This is a genomic window from Sporosarcina limicola (assembly GCF_014873855.1).
GTDB lineage: Bacteria > Bacillota > Bacilli > Bacillales_A > Planococcaceae > Sporosarcina > Sporosarcina limicola.
This window is the reverse complement of the sequence record NZ_JADBEL010000014.1, coordinates 18,439-37,986: the sequence shown is the minus strand read 5'-3', so window position 1 is coordinate 37,986 and position 19,548 is coordinate 18,439. Positions and strand designations below refer to the sequence as shown.

The following is a 19,548-nucleotide window of genomic DNA, read 5'->3' as shown; positions in this document are numbered from 1 at the left end:
ACAATTATGAAAGCAGTGGGTTTTGATCAGAAAATTCTACTACACCAACTAAACTTTGTGGCAGAGAAATTTAATGAGATGCCTATAGCAAATATGCATAGCTTACTTGATGACTATTTGATGGGCGATATTAAAGGTCCTGCGTCAAGACGCTGTGCACATGCAATTATTATGAAAACATGGTGGTCTGTCGAAGAAAACCATCGACTTATTCGTGACTATGCGCATTATTTGTATCCAACGCTGACGAGAGCCGAAAAGCATTTATTGCATTGGTGCATGACTTGTTTGGCTTATCCATTTTTTAAAGAACAAGTTAACCATATAGGAAAGCATTTCCGAATGGCCGATGAGATTCGAAGCCGTGTAGTACTTGCCGAGATGAAGAACCTTTATGGAGATCGTCGTCGTGTGGAAGTCGCAACTGGGGCAGTTTTTTCCACAGTTAAAGGCTGGGGGCTAATAAAAATGGTTTCTCCAGGTGTTTATCGGATGCCTGAAGAGCGCATAGAAGTTCATTCACGAGAATTGAACCAGCTGATGATTGAAGTGTTAATGGACCATCTAGAAACAAATAGTGTCACACTTGAGATGGTGAATAATAGCACAATCTTTTTCCCTTTCGATTTCCATATAGGTGTAAGTGGGTTAAATGAACAGCGCTTTACCATTATTAAAAATATACGGGATACAATCATTGAAAGAAACCCTGAAATTCCTTACTCATTTGAGTGAGGTTTTTTTAAAAGGAGGCAACTGTGCATGAACATAGGCGATATTATAACTGGACCATTTTTCCCGGAAGTCATTGAGATAAAACGAATAGAAGAATTTGGTGACGAGTATTATTTACTTGAAGGGATTGGACGTCAAACGAATCAGTACCACGAACAATTAATAGCAAAAAATGATGTAAATCAAATTACAATACTAAGTACGTCGACTGAAACGAATATGGAGTTTACTGGACAAGACATTCAGCAGAGGCTATTACATTTAACGCTTGAAATTGAGGATAAGTATTCGAAAACACGTGCATTAGGTAACCAACAAGTTATTCCGTTGCCGCACCAAATAGAAGCCGTGTATGGCCGAATGCTACAGACATCGAATGTTCGATTTTTACTTGCTGATGATCCAGGTGCCGGTAAAACAATTATGTCAGGGATGCTTATTAAAGAATTGAAAGCACGCGAAAGTATTGAACGTATTTTAGTGTTAGTACCCCCATTGGTGTTACGTCAATGGCAAGAAGAAATGGATCAAAAGTTTCAAGAATCTTTTAAAATCATTAATCGGGCTGTGTTAAATGAGTACGGCAGTAAAAATCCATTCATTGAAAATGATTGTTGTTTGGCCTCGATTTATTGGTCTACACGTGATGAAATCAAAGAGTTAATATTAGAGGCGAAGTTTGACTTAATCATTGTAGATGAAGCACATAAAATGGCTGCCTATTCTTACGGGAAAATTAAAAAGAAAACGTCTAAAACAAAACTATATCATTTAGGCGAAAAGCTATTGGCTAAAACTGAACATTGTTTACTATTAACGGCTACACCACATAAAGGTGATGCTGAAAACTTCCGTTTATTAATGAAATTGATTGAATCTGATTTATTTAATCATGTGTCCGCGAGTGAAAGCTTACGTGATAAAAGTAATCCATTTATTATCCGCAGGTTAAAAGAATCTATGGTGAATTTTGATAGTACACCGATTTTTCCAAAACGGACAACGAAAACGATTCAATATGAATTAACTGAGCCTGAACTTGATTTATATGATGCCGTAACGGCGTATGTACAAACACATTTTAATCGTGCTATGAATGCAGGTAATAATAGTACAGCATTTGCAATGATGCTTTTACAGCGCCGTTTGAGTTCTTCTATTGAGGCGATACATCGCTCACTGACTCGTCGCTATAAAAAACTTCTAGCAATTTTAGATAAAACGGAAGCTGAGCGAAAGCAATTTTCGCAACGTCTAGAAAAATTATATAACAATGGTTTGGTAGAAGAAATTACAGATACACAAGATGTGCTAGAGAAAAAATTAGAACTTGCAGTGGATATAATCGACATAGATGCACTGAAAGAAGAAATTGCGGAGCTAAAGAAATTACTAATTAAGACAACATCTCTTAAAAAGTACGGCTCAGAGAGAAAGTACTTGGAGCTCGAAGAAATGCTTTTTGGTGTTGGCGGTTTAATATACACGGGTGAGAAGATTATAATTTTTACTGAATCTGTTGATACACTCAACTTCTTAGAGGAACGACTGGTAGATCGAGTGGAACAAATAACCAAAATAGTGGGTAGCTTTTCAATGGATGAACGTAGGAGACAGGTTGAAATGTTCCGAAATGGCTCACAAGTTATGCTGGCAACGGATGCCGGTGGAGAATCTATCAACTTACAATTTTGCAACCAAATGATTAACTATGATATTCCTTGGAATCCAAATAAATTGGAGCAACGAATGGGACGAATCCATCGAATTGGACAGAAAAATGAAGTGTTTGTATTTAACCTTGTCGCTCAAAATACGCGAGAAGGATACGTGATGACGCGCCTTCTAGCAAAATTAGAAACGATGAAAGAGGATTTAGGGAATGACCTAGTTTATAACTTCATGGGGGAGTTACTAGAAGATGATATTAACTTGGCGGACCTAATGAAAGAAGCTATTCTAACACGTGAAAACTTAGATGATGTAATTGCACAAATGGATAAGGCCTTAAGTGAAGAGCATAAGGAACTATTGCAAACAATGAAGAAAATGCAATTTGATGCAGATGCAATCGATATACAGGCAATGAAAAAATCACAATATGATGTGGAAATTAATAAAATTCCAAATCGCACTTATGTAGAGCTGATTGATTATGCATTAAAAGAATCAAAAGTGAAAGTATTTGACAGTCAAGAAGGTAAAGTGAAACGAATTGAGCGCTTCCCTAAACTCATACGCGATCAATTTTCAAAAATAGCAAAGCTTGATGATTCTTATCGCTTTACTGGTTTTGTTGAACATAGTGATTCAGACGTCCAATACGTTACAAAAACACATCCTATCTATCAGTTGTCAAAAACACTTTTGGAAAGAACAAGTGACCAATTTGCATTTAAACGCTATTTATCCACTTACGATGTGCCAGAACGTTTAGAAGTTGATATGTACCGTGTCGTTTTAAAAGATGGTGTCGGCAAAGAACTTAAAAACAAATTTGTTTTTATTGCAAAACGTGCTAACCAATCACTGGTCGAATTGAATCCCTATTGGCTTTCGATTGACCATTTCTCGGATGCTATAACAGAACTTCCATTAATTGAACTCCCAGCCTTGCAAAATCATATTTTAAAACTGGCTATTAGTGAAAAAGGGCATATAGAACAAAAACGTACTACTCAATTAAATCGGATGCATGATTATTTGGTTGATACATTCAATATGCAGTACAACGAAGTATATGAAAAATTAATACACTATCAAACTGAAAATGAAGACAACAAAAATTCAGCTCTGATTAACCAAATGAACGCACAACTAATCGATATTGAAGAACAAAAGAAAAAACGTCTTGATAGACTAAACAAACAGCGTACAATTACGCTACAGCCACCCAAAAAAATAGCTCAGTTTGAACTCATCCCAAAAGGCAACTCATATCGTGTAATGGCATCCGATTATTACGAAATGGTTGCAGCATATGAAAAAGAAAACGGGCGAAGACTTGTAAAGCAGTATGACAACCTTGGATTAATCGATTTTTATAGTGAACGATTTAATGGTGAAGAGAGGTTTATTATACTCACAGATAAACCGGATTTTATGTTAAGTGAAGCGCATGTTGAGGATTTGAATAGTATTATTGATAATATGTATATCTATCTAGCAAATGGAAAAGAGATTGAAGAAATGAAAATGGTAGCGTCATTGTTTAGTGATGAATAGTCACAGAACCGACTTTGCTGAAAACTAAATGAAAATCATAAGTTCAATTTATATTGTACATTAAATGTTTGATTCGAGGGGGCGTCCATCGTGATTCAATCCACTGATTTCTTTTATTTCGAGTTGCATTGCCAGCTTCATGATTTTTGTTTGTCGTTTTGTTTTGAACATATTTACTGATGGTAGATAAAAATTATTGAAGTTGTGTGAACTTTTTTTATAAAGGGCACCTTTCTTGTATACTGATGTTTGGTGTAGTTGCTTGACATTGTATCAGAGAAGGTGTCTTTTCGTATTTTTTTTGGGGTGGGTGTTAATCTTTGGGAGTTAAACTTTATATTATTGATGTGATTTTACTGATATACAATAATGAAAATGAATTATTTTAATATTTTTGTGAATAGGTTTGGCATCTATGGTAGAATGATGCCAATGAATGTGGTTACTTATGAACTATGTCAATCAGCATAGTCAAATATGCGAAGAGTAGATTTTTTAATACTTTTTTGCAAAGGATGATATAAATTGATCATATATAACGAACCCTCATCTCGTTTTCTAGAACATATATACGAAAATAAAATTGGTTACGTACTGAAAGAAAATGTGAAAAGCCTTATGAATAAATCCATTTCAGCAAGTGAATTAAGATCTTGGGAAAACTCGCTACCTCAGATGGCAAAGATATTAAGAGACGCAAGCTTAAAAGATAATACGCACATACTTTTGGAGTACAAGTTACCATCAACAGAAAAAAGAATAGACTTTTTACTCGCTGGGCATGATAAAATGGGTCAGAAAAATGCGGTCATTGTTGAATTAAAACAATGGCAGAAAGCAAAAGTAGCAAGAGGGGATGGAATTGTAAGGACTTTTTTGGGGCAGAGAGAGCGAGAAACTGTTCATCCATCTTATCAAGCATTGTCTTATAAAAGATATCTACAAAGTTTTAATGAAGCTCTCTATCAGGACTCATCGGCAATAAATCTTACATCTTGCGCCTATTTACATAATTATATTCCTGCTAGGGATCAAGAACCGTTACTTGATTCACGGTACAAGAATTACTTGCAAGAGGCGCCAATTTACTTTCAGTTTAATGATCGTGAGTTAGCTCAAAAGCTAAAACAGGATGTATCAGAGGGTGATGGTTTTGAAATTGCAAAATCGATTGAAGAAGGGAAAATTCGTCCTTCGAAAAAACTAGTTGAAACGGTAAATTCTTTATTCCAAGGAAATGAGGAATTCATTTTATTGGACGAACAAAAGGTAGCTTATGAGAAAGTCATTACATTATTTAATGAAGAAATAAGTAATTCAACAGATAAGCATACAATCATTATTAAAGGTGGACCGGGTACCGGGAAATCAGTAATCGGCTTAAATTTAATGAATCATTTACTCTCAAAAGAAATTACAATCGAATACATAACTCCCAATCAAGCATTCCGAGAAATACTTCGAAAGAAATTAATAGGATCAAGTGGATTTGTAGAAATAAGGGATTTGTTCAAAGGCTCGGCTTCATATGTAGAAGCACCCAACAACTATTTTGACGTATTAGTTTGTGATGAAGCCCACAGGCTAAAAAACCAAGGCCATATGAAAAGAAGAATTGAAGGAGAAAACCAAGCCACACAGATTATTAGAGCAAGTAAACTTAGTGTGTTTTTCGTGGATGACAACCAAGTTATTTCTAATAAAGATATCGGCAACTTTGATTTAATAAAAGAAGAAGCGGAAAAGCAAAACTCAGTGGTTCATGTAGTTGAACTTGATTCACAATTCCGGTGTTCTGGATCAGGAAACTATATAGATTGGTTAGGCCATCTACTAAATGAATCTGAAACACCAATTGCATTAGAAGGAGATTTTGATTTTCGGGTTGTCGATACTCCACAAGAATTAATTCAAAAGGTTATTAGTGAACAAAACGGACGAGTAATGGCAGGCTATGCATGGGATTGGAATAAGAAACTTGTGGATGACAAATTGCCAAATGATGTAATAGTTGAAGAAATGGATTTTGCAATGCCTTGGAATGATCCTAATCGTATTGATTGGGCCATACATCCGGATTGTGCTTATCAAATAGGCTGCATTCATACTGTTCAAGGATTGGAAATGGAGTATGCAGGTGTAATTATCGGAAATGATTTAGGATTTGATCCTGAAACTCAGACTCAGACTCTTGTGGTAAGAAGAGAACATTTTAAAGATAAGGGCGCACGACCGGCTAAACCTAAAAAGGGGCAGGTCGATATGCTAGATGTGTTGGTTAGAAATACATATAAGACGCTGATGACACGAGGGATGAAAGGGTGTTATGTGTATTGTTGTGATGGAGAATTGGGTGAGTTTATTAGAGAAAAGATGAACTGTTCATAATAATAAATAACAGTATATGAGTGGAGGGGTAAAATGGAGACTATTTATTTGAAACTCCCGTCGGTTGTCAACAGTTTTAAAAATGATAAGAATTACTTGTACCATACTGTAGCTTCCTTTAACTTACAGGGTTTTGAAGTGGAGGATTGTGTTGACTATCTTAAATTGGTTCAGGTCGATTTGGAAGTTATTGTCGTAGATCCAGAAGTGGAAATTAGTTTGAAAGGGTTTACATATATTTTAGAAGTTAGTGACATAAAAAAAAGAAATGAAGAATTAATAGAACTGGTAGAAAAAGGAGTATGGATTGAACACCCGAGAATTAATAAGGAAATGGGTACTCATAAAAATAGTTCAGACATAGTTGGTTCTTGGAAAAATAATTTTTTTAATAAAAAAGGTTTGAGAAATCCACAATTAGGTGCATTGAGTAGTGCGCTCGCTCACTGGACGATTTCTAATGATACAGCAACAATTGTAATGCCAACCGGTACAGGAAAAACTGAAACGATGCTAAGTGTTATGATTGCAGCAAAATTGGAGAAAGTATTAGTAATTGTACCTAGCAATGCACTAAGAAAGCAAATCTCAGATAAGTTTATTTCGTTAGGAATTCTTGCTGAATTAGGATTAATTGAGGATATACTATATCCTGTTGTGGGTGTCATGAGCAGTAAACTTAAAAAAAATGAAGATTTAGAAGCTTTTTTATCAAATTGTAATGTAATAGTAACTACAATGCAGCTTATATCAGGCTATAACAATCATATGAAGGAAAGAATTGCTGAGGAATTCGATTGTTTAATTATTGATGAGGCACACCATGTTCCAGCATTAACTTGGAATAACTTTAAAAATTTTTTTGGAAATAAAAAAATACTTCAATTTACAGCAACGCCATTTAGAAATGATGGTAAGCATATAGAAGGGCAAATAATATACAACTATCCTTTGCATAAGGCACAGGCCGAAGGTTATTTTCATCCGATTAACTTTATTCCCCTAGAAGAATATGACGATATAAAATCAGATGAGATTATTGCAAAAAATGCTGTGGAACAATTAGAGGAAGACTTGCGACAGAATTATGACCATGTGTTAATGGCGAGAGTTAAATCTTCCGCAAGGGCGGATGAAGTTTATGAACTCTATAAGTCTTTTTCGCAGCATAAGCCAGTTAAAATTTATAGCACAATGAAAAAAAAAGACCAAGAAACGATTTTGCAGCAGATTAATAGCCGAGATACTAGGATAATTGTGTGTGTAGATATGTTAGGTGAAGGTTTTGATTTACCTAATTTAAAAATAGCGGCTTTGCATGATAAGCATCAAAGTTTAGCTATTACATTGCAATTTATAGGAAGATTTACGAGAACTTCAAAAAAGTTAGGGAATGCTACGTTAGTTGCAAATATAGCCAATGAAAAGATAAGTGAGCAAATAGAAGAATTATATCAACTTGATTCAGATTGGAATCAATTAATAAATCAAAAAAGCAAAGAGACGATTGACAAGAGAATTAATTTAGATCAGATAGCAGAAGGCTTTGAAGGTCAAATAAAAGAGTTATCAATCCAGGAGATTCGTCCAAAAACAAGTACCGTATTATATAAAACGTATTTTCCGAAATGGACACCTGAAGAATTGGAAAAAAGCATTAAGGATGTTGAGAATACAATAATAATGAGAAATGTCACATTAAATATATTGATAGTGGTTCAGAAAAAGAAAGTAAGTGTTCCCTGGAGTAAATCAAAGGATTTTCATGATATATCGTGGGAGGCGAGTATTTTTTACTGGAATCCAGAAAAACAACTGTTATTCGTCAATAACTCGAATAATCAATGGCTAGATCAGTGGATAAAAAAATAATTGTTAATCCTGTACGATTAAATAGAGAGATTACTTTTAATAGTTTTTATGGAGTAAATCGTTTACAACTAAATACAGTAGGATTGAACGAAGCTGTTGAAGGGCCTTTGAGATACAGAATGTATACAGGGGCAGATATTGCCGAATCTCACGTCTGTTGATTAACCAAATATAGGTAAACCTCTTTCGCTGTATTCCCTCAAACGACATAGGAAATCGACAACCGCACTTAGCCATTCCACAGCTAATGTCTGCGCTAAAAAACTGCGGGTGAAGCTACGGAAAGAGATTGATTTTCTAACTGCTTTTTTCACTTGATCAAAAAACCATTTTAGTAACACAAATACGCTTAATGCGATAAAAAGTTGCGTAAATACAGCGTTTTTGGAGTTTCCAAATAAAATGGGGAGATTCAAGTAGCCTTTAATCCAATGGAAAAAAGACTCGATGGCCCACCTAGCTTTATACATTTCGGCAATTTCTTCAGCGCTTACGCCCATCACATTCGTAACGACACGGATATCATGCCCTTCATGATCACAGAAAGTCACAACGCGATAACGGTCAATCGTGCGTGATTGTTTCGTCCCCACCTGACACGTCACATCACCGACTACATTCGAATCCGGCTGCTGCATCCTGTTAAGCGAATGCGGTCGATGCAGTTCAACATTGTCACGAAGGCGAATGACGAAGTACTGTTTCTGCTTCTGTTTATTGGATTTGTTGAACATATCGAACCGATCATGCTTACCGTACGCACGGTCTTGGACGAGTATGAATGCCTTGTTTGCAAGGCATTCGCCAGCTGGACCATCGTGACTTAGCCCACCCGTTTCCTTTACTTCAAGTGGCATGCCGGTTTCCGAAGTGTAGGCGACATGCAGTTTGATGCCGGATCGTTCGCCGTGAAATGGCGCCCAAGGTAAGCGGTTTTTTCCGACAGTAATCGTCGTAGAATCCACGAGAAGGAGCGCCTGTTTCACTACTTTTGTCCTGCGTTTTGCTCGATTACATTTACGAATCAGCAGATGAAAGAGATCCTTGAAAATTTCATAGGGAACGTCGGCTGCCTTCTTGCTGACGGTCGAATAATTAGCAGGCGACAGACCGATAGATGCCATCACCTCAGTGCCATCCCGGAAACCCGCCCATTTTTCAAGGGCAGCTGCCACAAAGAAATCGAGAAGATCTTTAACATGGAATTTGCGTGCGACATCTTCATAATGATGCTTTTCTACAAGCTCCATCAATTCTTCTGGTGAAATTAGGGTAGATAAAAGTTTTGAAATTGTGCTAAACTGTTTCATAAAGGAAGGATGCAGTTCAATCCTTCCCTGAGGACACCCTTCCTGTATATCGATGTTGGTTTAGTTGCTTTACATCGTATCAGATTGGGTGTCTTTTTTCTATGTTTTTATTAGGAAAAACTAGCTAATCAACAGATGTGGCCGAATCTATTAGTAGTGCTGAAAAAAGAACAAGTGTCAAGTCCAATATATTTGGAGTCGGCTATGAAAATGGTGAACAAATTAGTGTAGGTGCATCTTACAAAGGAAAGGTTTGGTCAAGGTCATCTTCTGATTTACCTAGTTGGATTGAATGGTGTAATCGAACTGGAGAGAAACTCGTTAATAAAGAAATAAGTGTAGATGAAATATTGAAAGGTGTGCTCAAACCAGTTGTATTGAAAGAACTGCATTCAGAATTACCTATATCTGTTGATTGGCCAATTTTATTGTTTGAAGGAAATACTTTTCTGCAAAGTTAAAGTTTGATAATGTTACTTATTCATTATTTGAATTGAATATTAATTTTTGTTCTAAAGATGAAGAAAATGGATATATATTCAAAATAGAAAGTGACAAATACTCTGTAAAGTATTCAATGAACATAGAAAATGGGGAAGTGAAATACAAACATATTGGCGGACCGAAAATCACCATAAAATATTCCGCAAATTGGCCAGAGATATCTCTTCTTGATTTTTTTGAAAATGAAGACGTTATATTTAGGTTTATGGATACATCATATTTGGCGGGAAATTACTATATTAAGGTTCCGCAAAATGAACATATTTTTGATAAAGATAAAATCGATGTTTGGGATTGGATGGAAATAAATATAAAAAAGGAATCACAGTATGATACTGCTACCAAATCGATTAGAGTAGATTCCATTCAATATAATGTTATTCAGAACTTAAAATCTACTAAAAAGTACAGCTTGATATTTGATGACGATGGCAAAGGAGAAGCCGCGGATATTATAACAATTTACGAGAATGATAATAAAATATATATAGAGTTTTACCATTGCAAGTATTCAGCAGAAATAAAACCAGGGGCTAGAGTTGGTGACTTATATGAGGTTTGTGGTCAATCTAATAAAAGTGTTGACTGGAAAAAAGATATATCAAAATTAATCATGCATATGAAAAGTAGGGAATCGTTAAGGTATAAAAAAGGAGAGAGAAGTCGTTTTGAAATTGGAAGTCAAAAAACACTTGCTATTCTCGAAAAGAAATTAAAGCACTATCGAGCACAATTAAATGTGATTGTAGTGCAACCAGGTGTTTCAAGAATCAAGATATCAGATTCCCAATTAGAAGTATTGGGCTCAACAGAGCATTATTTACTTAGTACTTATCAAATCGGGTTTAGAGTTATTACAAGTGAATAATTAAATAATTGAACAAAATGAAAATTGGCTAGTTTTCTTTAATTGTATCGTCTGGTGGTAGTTCAAGTTGTAAGGCAAGAGAAAGTCACAATCCAGCAGTCCGCTTTTTTGCGTACAATAGTAAAAGTATTAGTAACTCTATTAGCATGAAAATGAAAGACTATGTCATTAATGGGAGTGACTTACAATTTACGACATGACGCAGGTAGTAGAAGATGGTTCGACGGTGAAGATTTATTATGAAAGCCGAATTATCAAGCTCGATTTGCCAGCAGGATTAGATATCGATGCTGAATACGATGAAATAACTGAATTCCAAGAACAAACTGACCGTTGACGTTTGAAATCGAAGTGGTCACGACTTGAAGCACTTGCCGGGGCTGAACAACGTGTGAAGCAAATGGTGCAAGATATCGTCAAGCACTATGAAACTAGGCAGGAAGCTATGTTTGGTAAGGCAATGATTGTTATTATGAGTCGCCGCATTGCCATTGAACTTTATTCCGAAATCGTCAATATACGTCCTGATTGGCATTCGGATGATGACGATAAAGGCATTATTAAAATCGTTATGACAGGTACATCTAGTGATCCAGAGCATTGGCAGCCATTCATTGGTACTAAAAAACGGAGCGATCAATTGGCGCGACGCATGAAAGATGTTAACGATGAACTGAAACTCGTCCTTGTCCGTGATATGTGGCTAACGGGGTTTGATGTTCCATCCATGAGTACGATGTATATTGACAAGCCCATGCGGGGCATAACTTGATTCAGGCAATTGCACGAGTCAATCGGGTGTTTAGGGACAAGCCAGGTGGGTTGATTGTCGACTATATTGGCATTGCCGATAGCTTGAAAGAGGCGTTGAAGCAGTATACCGATAGTGACCGCGGTAATACCGGCATTGATACATCACTCGCAGTAGATATCATGTTGGAGAAATTCGAGATCATTCAAGACATGCTGTACAAGCATAGTTACGATGATTTTCATTCCGATAAACCATCTGCGCGCATGAAAGCGATTACGCAGACAATGGACTTTGTCATCGGGCTTGGAGAGGAAGAAAAGAAACGATTTATGCAAGTGGTCACGGAATTAGCAAAAGCATTTGCACTGTGTGCAACAGAACTAGAAGCACAAGAGTTGAATGCCGAAATCGGATTTTTCAAAGCAGTGAAAGCAGGCATTGTGAAACTGATTCCCGTTGAAGGGGCGAAAAAGACCTCTTCGCAAATCGATGCGCAGCTAAATCAGCTCATTTCAAAATCGGTCATTTCCGATGAAGTCATTGATATTTACACTTCACTAGGTATCGAAAATCCCGACATTTCGATTCTGTCCGATGAGTTTTTAGAAGAAGTACGGGCATTGCCCCAAAAGAATTTGGCGGTTGAGCTATTAAATCGATTGCTACAAGGCAAAGTGAAAAACGTGCAACGAACAAACTTAGTAAAGGCGCAAAAATTAACGGATATGTTGAACAACGCTATCAATAAATACAACAAACGTGCCATTGAAACCTCCAAAGTCATCGAAGAGCTAATCGCACTGGCAAAGAAAATGAATGATTCATATAAAGCAGGCGAAGCATCCGGGTTAATCAAAGAAGAAGTGGCTGTCTATGATGCCTTGGCCTCACATGATACGGCTGAACAAGTATTAGGTGACGACATTCTTGAAAGTGATCGCGCATGAGCTGACGAAGGCGATCAAAGAGAATATGAGCATCGACTGGAATTTGCGCGATTCCGCGAGAGCGAGGATGAGAATTACGGTTCGGAGGCTGCTGAAGAAGTACGGCTATCCACCTGATTTGCAGAAGTTTGCGGTGGATACCGTGGTGAAGCAGGCGGAGTTGATGGCTGGTGGGATGGAAGTTTAGAATTTTATAGGATTGATTTAAGGCCCTGGTGTTCAGAAATGGATGCTGGGTTTTTGGGGGCGAAATGAATAGATTAATGATTTCGATTTGTTAGTATAAACGATAGAGTTTGTGATAGTATAGAATTGAGAATGCATGTTCTTTGGAACTGTAGTTTGTTTTTCTAGTAGATTTAAGTAGTTTTTGAAAAACAGAAGGCTTAATGGAGGGAGGGTGATTTAGATTTTTGAAACAATAATTCCAGGTTTTTTAGCGTTGCTAGCAGCTTTTATTTCTGCACGCTTTATTAGCCGAAGAGAACATCAAAAAACAAATCGAATAATCTTTGAAAAATGTTATTCGAAAATTTTTCAATTCATTGAATATGATTTATTTTCGGAGAAGGTGCGCCTAGAAACTGTCCGTTATTATGGTGAAAGTATAGTCAGAATACTCGATGATGCAAACATGTATTACTATCCCTCGTTGAAAATATATGCTGAAAGACTTCGGATTGCTTCTGAAGAAAATTATCAAGAGTTATGGGGATATTTTTCTGGGAGATTTGGTGATGAGTATGATCGTATCTCTCGCTCCATCGGAGTACCTATTCGAACAAGAGTATATCGTCTAAGTAGGAGTCATTACGAAGATCAAGGTCATTGGTGGAGGATTTATTTATTTTCCGGGAAAGAAGCGATAATAGATACCGTATCCATTGTCACGCTAGCAGCTATATTGTTGTTTTATTTATTATAGTTATAGGAGTTCCCTGTTTTTTTGAATATAGCCATCTGAAAGAGCCAGCTCGGACATGTTTTGGAGCCACTTGAGACAAGAAATAGAGCTGCATAGGACATAAATGAAAGCCACCCATTACATTTGAAACCACTGTAAAGTTTATAACTTTAAATTTCACGAGATGTATGGAACAGCAAAAGAAAAGTATCCAGAACGTTTGGCACATGATACATACAAGGAAAGGGGCGCTACGCGAATGAGTAGCGCTTAACCCAATGCGAGATGAAAGGAAAAAAGGAAATTGGAAGAAGGAAAGAAATTATCACAGAATGATTTAATCGAATTTAAAGTTGAAAAAAATGAAGCGCGTGCTCTGATAAAACATTATTCTTGTCAATATAAGGGGCAAGAGCATTATGATCAATTAGGAGCCAGCTGTGCAATGTTGGCAAATGCGACTGTTAACACAATTATTGGATCTGCTCAGTACCTTAACGGATCCTTCCTTATGCCAGACGAAATACAAGTCGAGCGGGTTGCGGATTGGTTTATTAGTAATAAAGCGTATGAGTGTGAACATTATACCATTACTTTCTATTTGGCCCACTATATTAAGAGGAAAACTAACGCATTATATCGAGCCATTAATAAAGGTGGGTATAGTACAACTTTAACGATACTGGGAAACAAGGCAGCTCGGAAAGAATTTGAAAAACAAATTCAAATCCGAAAGATTGAAGGTGTCAAATCGATTCGCTGTTAATAGGTTCAAAATGCAAATAAATAACAGAATTAATTATCACATAGTTACTGCAAAGAGCAGTCGAAAAGTCCAACGAACAAACTTGATAGATGTAACAAAGAAAGGTGCTTGTCACCAAAAACAATAATAACTGCAGAAAGGGGGTAGTGCTATGGTGAAATCTACGACTAAAACCATACAGACTCAACTGTTAATGTTAGGAAAAGAACTAGGATTTAAAGTTGAGGAAGAATACTCATTTCAAAAAATGCAAGATATGTACGCACCCAGGTATGATGTGGTGTGGTTACTAGATGTATCAGAGCTTAATGTGGATGCCGTATCAGATATACCTTTGGTTGAAAATCAATATGTTCCATTCGCGGCATTTGAGATTGAAGGGTCAACATCATCGTCTAAGAATCAGTTAGGTAATATTGGAAATCTTAAGCTGTCTCCATGTTATTACAACTTTTTAGTGGTCAATAATGCAGCTGCAGCAAAGGAAAAGGATACATATAGAAGAGCGATGAAAATTGTACGCACGATGCAGCAAATGATGGGGAAACGTCCATTATTTTTATTTGATGCTTGTATGCTTGAGAAGCTACCGATCTTCGAAGAAACGTATGTTAATGTGAATGAAACACAGAAAGTTAGATTAAAAGGCTCAGGTGGTGAAAAAGGTTCCATTGACGTTTCGGAAAAAGTAGTTAATGAACTAGTAAAATCAAAACTCCAAATTGACTATGATCGTACACCCGATTACTTCAAGTGGGCTTTCCATACTGATAAAAAAACTATGAACCTAGCGCAGTTTACAGTTGATCCCGTATCATTTGAACAAAAAGAGGTGAAACAAAACGGTCAATATTACTATAAGCCGAAAATTGATATAGCGGCGGGTTTTTATATTGCTGGAGGCTTTATTGACTTCTTGAAAGAAATGGCATTGCGATTAAAAAGTGATGCGATTCACTTCCCGCTTTTGCAATATCTGCTGGATAAACAACTAGAAGAACTATATTATCCGCTACTAGGAATAGAAATAGAAATGAAAGAGTCAAAACACGCATTAGGGGGATTAATGAATTTAACAAACTTCCATCAAAATGGCTGGCTTGTAGCTCCTGTCGCGATGGGATCATACATTGAAACATATAAATATCATCTAGGTATGCAAAACGTTAAGTATATTCAGATTGAGGAGTTGTAGTTATGGAGATTTTATTGGTCCAACCATATGAAGATTATGCGTATAACTACCAGGAACTTTATGATAAAGTAAAAGAAATAATTCAAATGAAAGAAGTAGATTTAGTTGTCTTTCCAGAAGCTTTTATTCCAGTAGAAAACGATGATGCTGGATGGACAACCATTGAGTATATTGCGGATTTTTTGGATAAGCCAGTTTTACTTGGCTTTTCTATGGCGGACGGGTCAGAAAGAGCCTACTATTTAAATTGGGAGCCAAAAGAAGGTGAAACGGAAGAGAAGTCCTTTATTAAACATTCAACGGCCGATACGACGATATTTGATTATGAGCTTACAAATGAAGAAATAAAAATAATATATCAACCAATCCTATTAAATGGCCAACGTATTCAAGTGTATGTTTGTCATGACATGTTCTTTCCACTTATAACTGAACGACTTGAACAAGAAGGCTTAGATATTTTAATTAATTTAACAGGTGGCAACGTAAAAATGTCTAAATGGTGCAATCTATTAAAAGGACGTTCAATCGAGTTACAAGCACCTGTCTTTTGCACGATGGGAAATCGAATTAATATGAAACAGCCATCAGACCGAATTTCCTATTACAAAGGAAAAAAAGTGAAACCCACGTATACACTAGGTGTTGGTGAAAAAGAGCATGCCTTTAGTATCTTTTCATTAGGAACTACGCAGCAATTTATACAAGAAGACGAGCCTTATTATAGTGACAAGCTCTATCACCAATTTACAGTGGGGATAAATGAAAATGCTGATTGTGTAATCAATCTGGAGGACCTAACAGTAAGTACTGATTTAAAAGAAACTAATCAATATGAGTATTCCTATCGATTATTAAAAGGTAATGAAAATGTGCATGTACATATTGCAAATTATGAGGATTTGTTGGATCGTACGTATTTATATAGGCAACCAAGAAATCAAGGAGATCACCAAATTATTGTGTATTTAAGTGAGGAAGAGATCGATAAAGAAGTTGCGATTGCCTTACTGAAATTACGAGTAATAGAGAGTAGAGTGGCGGCAGTTGTTGCATCGCCAAGCCTCTTAATCGGTGCAAAAACAAATCGGTATAAGGATGTACAACTGTTTAAGAGTATAAATAACCAAATCGCTTTTGATTTGCAGCATATGTATGGCATTGATAGTATTTATCAAAAAGCTGAGAGTAGTACGTTGGGGATTCCTTTGAAGTACAAAGTAAAATATGAAGCGTTGGTTGAACTGTAACGAGTAAAAGTCGAGGGTCTGGCACCACTGAAGGTGAATGGTACCAGTCTTTCGACTATACAACTTGATGTGTGGTACGCGGAAATCATGCGCAAACTCACACTTTCGTTTTAGGAACCTGTGCGTGACACTACTCTGTTAATACAATACAATTGTATAATAATAGTTTGAAAAGCAGACAAATTAGCGGATGTCTGCTTTTTGTGTATGTATATTCAGGCGTGTGAATTGTTTGCCATTGTGTGGCGCACAGTGCCTCAAATCTATACAAAACAAAAAAGGCGATGATTGCATGGGAAGTTGGTTTCCACAGCTTTACGATTTGGCAATGAGGCCATTAGAAGCGACAAGATTTAAAAAAATAAGAACTGAGCTTGTGCGTGAAGCAGGGGGAAACGTTTTGGAGATTGGCTCTGGGACAGGGGTTAATTTCCCGTATTATCGGTGCGCTACTCAAGTAACTGCAATTGAACCAAATCCTATGATGAGTGAGCGGGGGAAGCGGCGCCTGGAGCAAGCAAATGTGCCAATCGATGTATGGGAAGCTAGTGCCGAATCATTACCTTTTGAGGATGATACATTTGACACAGTTATCGCAACGCTTGTATTTTGTACGATTCCAAATCCGTCAAAAGCGTTGGAAGAAATGAGGCGTGTTAGTAAACCGGGTGCTGAAATTACGTTTTTTGAGCATGTACGTATGAATAGTCCTGTATTCGGAAAAACGCAAGACATCATGAATCCTTTATGGACTAAAATCTGTGATGGTTGTAATTTAAACCGTGCTACGTTGTCAATGATAGAGCAAGCAGGTATCGAGGTTACACATGTAGAATCACTCTATCAGAAATTGTTCTTATCAATTAAGGGCTTGAATATAAAGTAACTTGTACATTCTTGCACAGCTACCTTTATCACTGAAAGATCTTGATGAACTTGGATTGTGTGATGGCTGCCTGTGCATCACCCAATTCAAGCACAATTCTGATTTGCTCCTTCTACTAAAGAAACTGATTGCTGAAACAAATATGAAGGTTTCGTGCGCAGGCACCACAATATGTATGCGTTTTCTGCATATCTAAAAAAGTAAGGGGACATGCTAAAAATGAATCAACCAAAGTCCGTTTTGGGTAATTCACTACTACTTCCAAATGGAACAATCATTAAGAATAGAATTTTTAAATCTGCCATGAGTGAAGCGTTGGGAACGGCTCATCAAAATCCGAGTCAATCATTAGTTACATTATATAAAACCTGGGCTGTAGGAGGTGCTGGTCTTGTCGTGACAGGTAACGTTATGATAGATCGAAATGCTTTAGGCGAGCCGAATAACGTTGCTGTGGAAGATGAACGTGATTTAAAGATGCTAATGAAGTGGGCGCAAGCAGGAACTGAAAATGGGACTCACCTTTGGATGCAGCTTAATCATCCAGGGAAGCAATCACCTAAAATGATTTCAAAAGAACCTGTAGCACCAAGTGCGGTTCCTCTTACAGGAGGATTAAAACGATTCTTTAACCAACCACGTGCTCTTCAGGTGTCTGAAATTGAAGACTTGATTAACCGATTTGGAGAAGCGGCAAGAATTGCAAAAAAAGCAGGATTTACAGGTGTTCAAATCCATGCAGCACACGGATACCTTTTCAACCAGTTTTTATCCCCTTACCACAATCAACGTACAGATGAATGGGGCGGAGCCTTAGCGAATCGGATGAGGTTTTTGGAAGAAACGTATAAAGAAATCCGGAAACAAGTCGGAAAATCATTTCCAATCGGTATTAAACTTAACTCAGCTGATTTTCAAAAGGGTGGATTCACTGAAGACGAGTCCATGGAAGTTCTTCAAAAAATGTCCGAATTAGGGATTGATCTCATTGAAATTTCTGGTGGGAATTACGAAAATCCAATAATGATGGGCACAGATGTAAAAGAAACTACAAAAAAAAGAGAAGCGTATTTTATAGACTATGCAAAAAAGGCTCAGGAATTAATCACTACGCCACTAGTAGTCACAGGCGGGTTTCGTTCTCAAAAAGGGATGGAAGAAGCTATTGCGAACGAAGAAACTGATATGGTTGGAATTGCAAGACCTTTTGCCTTAGTGCCGGACTTGGCAAATAGAATCTTTAATGGCAGTTATGAAACCATTCATGCAAAACCAATCCGAACGGGGATTAAACGAATAGACAAGAGTGCTTCCTTGTTAGAAATTGGTTGGTATGAACAGCAGTTAGCAAGAATGGGGAAATCTAAATCTCCAAACCCTGACCATAATGTCTGGATATCTTTATTACAAAATCTTCTAGGGAATGGTCGTAGTGTCTTCTTTAGAAGAAGAGCATAGACGACACCGTTATGGTGTGCAGTTCTTTATTTTTTGTATAATTATTCAGAAATGTAAGTAGTTCGTCTTTGTGTCTGATTTTTAGGTACCTCTTTAACGTCCTATTTTAGAACTAGCAAAAGACGTTGAAGTGAAGACGAAGATTACCATGTTTAAAGGGAATCCAAGTCTAGAAAAAATAAAGTCCATGAATTCAAAAGACATTGATCAACTTGTCATCGGAAGTCGCAGCTTAAATACTTATCAAGGAATGGTACTTGGTTGCGTCAGTCACAAAGTAATGTAGCATGTGAATTCTCCGATTACGATTGTTAAATAAAGAGCTTTATTTTCCGGAACTATACGAAGTGATGACTGGTGAAAAAAGAAATTTCCAGCGCATGGGTTAACACAGAGTATTCAATACGGTTTTGTAATAATACATAAATATAAAATGTATAATTTTAGGAACCTGTGTAAGGTTGTATTCGATTAATTCAATGTAAT

At 36.8% G+C, this 19,548-nt stretch carries 14 protein-coding genes and 1 pseudogene; 14 read left to right on the top strand and 1 reads right to left on the bottom strand.

What is annotated here, in order from left to right:
* Positions 1–6: 6 nt before the first annotated feature.
* The 4 genes from H4683_RS12790 to H4683_RS12775 all read left to right on the top strand — a co-directional run bounded on the left by H4683_RS12790 (position 7) and on the right by H4683_RS12775 (position 8,220).
* Complete coding sequence (locus H4683_RS12790; RefSeq protein ID WP_192599216.1) at positions 7–735, top strand: hypothetical protein; 729 nt, start codon at positions 7–9, stop codon at positions 733–735.
* Positions 736–762: 27 nt separating this feature from the next.
* On the top strand, positions 763–3,960 hold the full coding sequence (locus tag H4683_RS12785) for a helicase-related protein (RefSeq protein ID WP_192599215.1): 3,198 nt from the start codon (positions 763–765) through the stop codon (positions 3,958–3,960).
* Between the two features lie 525 nt (positions 3,961–4,485).
* On the top strand, positions 4,486–6,348 hold the full coding sequence (locus H4683_RS12780) for a DUF2075 domain-containing protein (RefSeq protein WP_192599214.1): 1,863 nt from the start codon (positions 4,486–4,488) through the stop codon (positions 6,346–6,348).
* A 33-nt stretch (positions 6,349–6,381) separates the two neighbouring features.
* On the top strand, positions 6,382–8,220 hold the full coding sequence (locus H4683_RS12775) for a DEAD/DEAH box helicase (protein ID WP_192599213.1): 1,839 nt from the start codon (positions 6,382–6,384) through the stop codon (positions 8,218–8,220).
* A 161-nt stretch (positions 8,221–8,381) separates the two neighbouring features.
* Here H4683_RS12775 and H4683_RS12770 read toward each other — a convergent pair whose 3' ends face one another.
* Positions 8,382–9,530, bottom strand: a complete 1,149-nt coding sequence (locus tag H4683_RS12770; RefSeq protein ID WP_192599212.1) for an IS4 family transposase — start codon at positions 9,528–9,530, stop codon at positions 8,382–8,384.
* 137 nt (positions 9,531–9,667) lie between these two features.
* Between H4683_RS12770 and H4683_RS12765 the strand changes: the two genes are divergently transcribed.
* From H4683_RS12765 to H4683_RS12710, 10 genes and pseudogenes are all read left to right on the top strand, one after another.
* Positions 9,668–9,991, top strand: coding sequence for a hypothetical protein (locus H4683_RS12765; protein WP_192599211.1), 324 nt, complete (start codon positions 9,668–9,670; stop codon positions 9,989–9,991).
* 116 nt (positions 9,992–10,107) lie between these two features.
* Complete coding sequence (locus H4683_RS12760) at positions 10,108–10,902, top strand: hypothetical protein (RefSeq protein ID WP_192599210.1); 795 nt, start codon at positions 10,108–10,110, stop codon at positions 10,900–10,902.
* A gap of 181 nt (positions 10,903–11,083) precedes the next feature.
* Positions 11,084–12,790, top strand: a pseudogene (locus H4683_RS21425) (type I restriction endonuclease subunit R); the annotation flags it as partial.
* A 255-nt stretch (positions 12,791–13,045) separates the two neighbouring features.
* On the top strand, positions 13,046–13,528 hold the full coding sequence (locus tag H4683_RS12740) for a hypothetical protein (protein ID WP_192599207.1): 483 nt from the start codon (positions 13,046–13,048) through the stop codon (positions 13,526–13,528).
* Between the two features lie 283 nt (positions 13,529–13,811).
* Positions 13,812–14,273 carry a hypothetical protein gene (locus tag H4683_RS12735; RefSeq protein ID WP_192599206.1) on the top strand — a complete coding sequence of 154 codons (462 nt, stop codon included), beginning with the start codon at positions 13,812–13,814 and terminating at the stop codon, positions 14,271–14,273.
* 151 nt (positions 14,274–14,424) lie between these two features.
* Positions 14,425–15,468 (top strand): hypothetical protein, encoded by a 1,044-nt coding sequence (locus tag H4683_RS12730; protein WP_192599205.1) that lies wholly within the window; start codon positions 14,425–14,427, stop codon positions 15,466–15,468.
* 2 nt (positions 15,469–15,470) lie between these two features.
* Positions 15,471–16,718: a carbon-nitrogen hydrolase family protein gene (locus tag H4683_RS12725; protein WP_192599204.1), complete on the top strand. Its 1,248-nt coding sequence runs from the start codon at positions 15,471–15,473 to the stop codon at positions 16,716–16,718.
* A 292-nt stretch (positions 16,719–17,010) separates the two neighbouring features.
* Positions 17,011–17,604, top strand: coding sequence for a class I SAM-dependent methyltransferase (locus H4683_RS12720; RefSeq protein WP_192599203.1), 594 nt, complete (start codon positions 17,011–17,013; stop codon positions 17,602–17,604).
* Between the two features lie 219 nt (positions 17,605–17,823).
* Positions 17,824–19,062, top strand: coding sequence for an NADH:flavin oxidoreductase/NADH oxidase family protein (locus tag H4683_RS12715; RefSeq protein ID WP_192599202.1), 1,239 nt, complete (start codon positions 17,824–17,826; stop codon positions 19,060–19,062).
* A 103-nt stretch (positions 19,063–19,165) separates the two neighbouring features.
* Positions 19,166–19,348: a universal stress protein gene (locus tag H4683_RS12710; RefSeq protein WP_338062469.1), complete on the top strand. Its 183-nt coding sequence runs from the start codon at positions 19,166–19,168 to the stop codon at positions 19,346–19,348.
* Positions 19,349–19,548 lie beyond the last annotated feature (200 nt).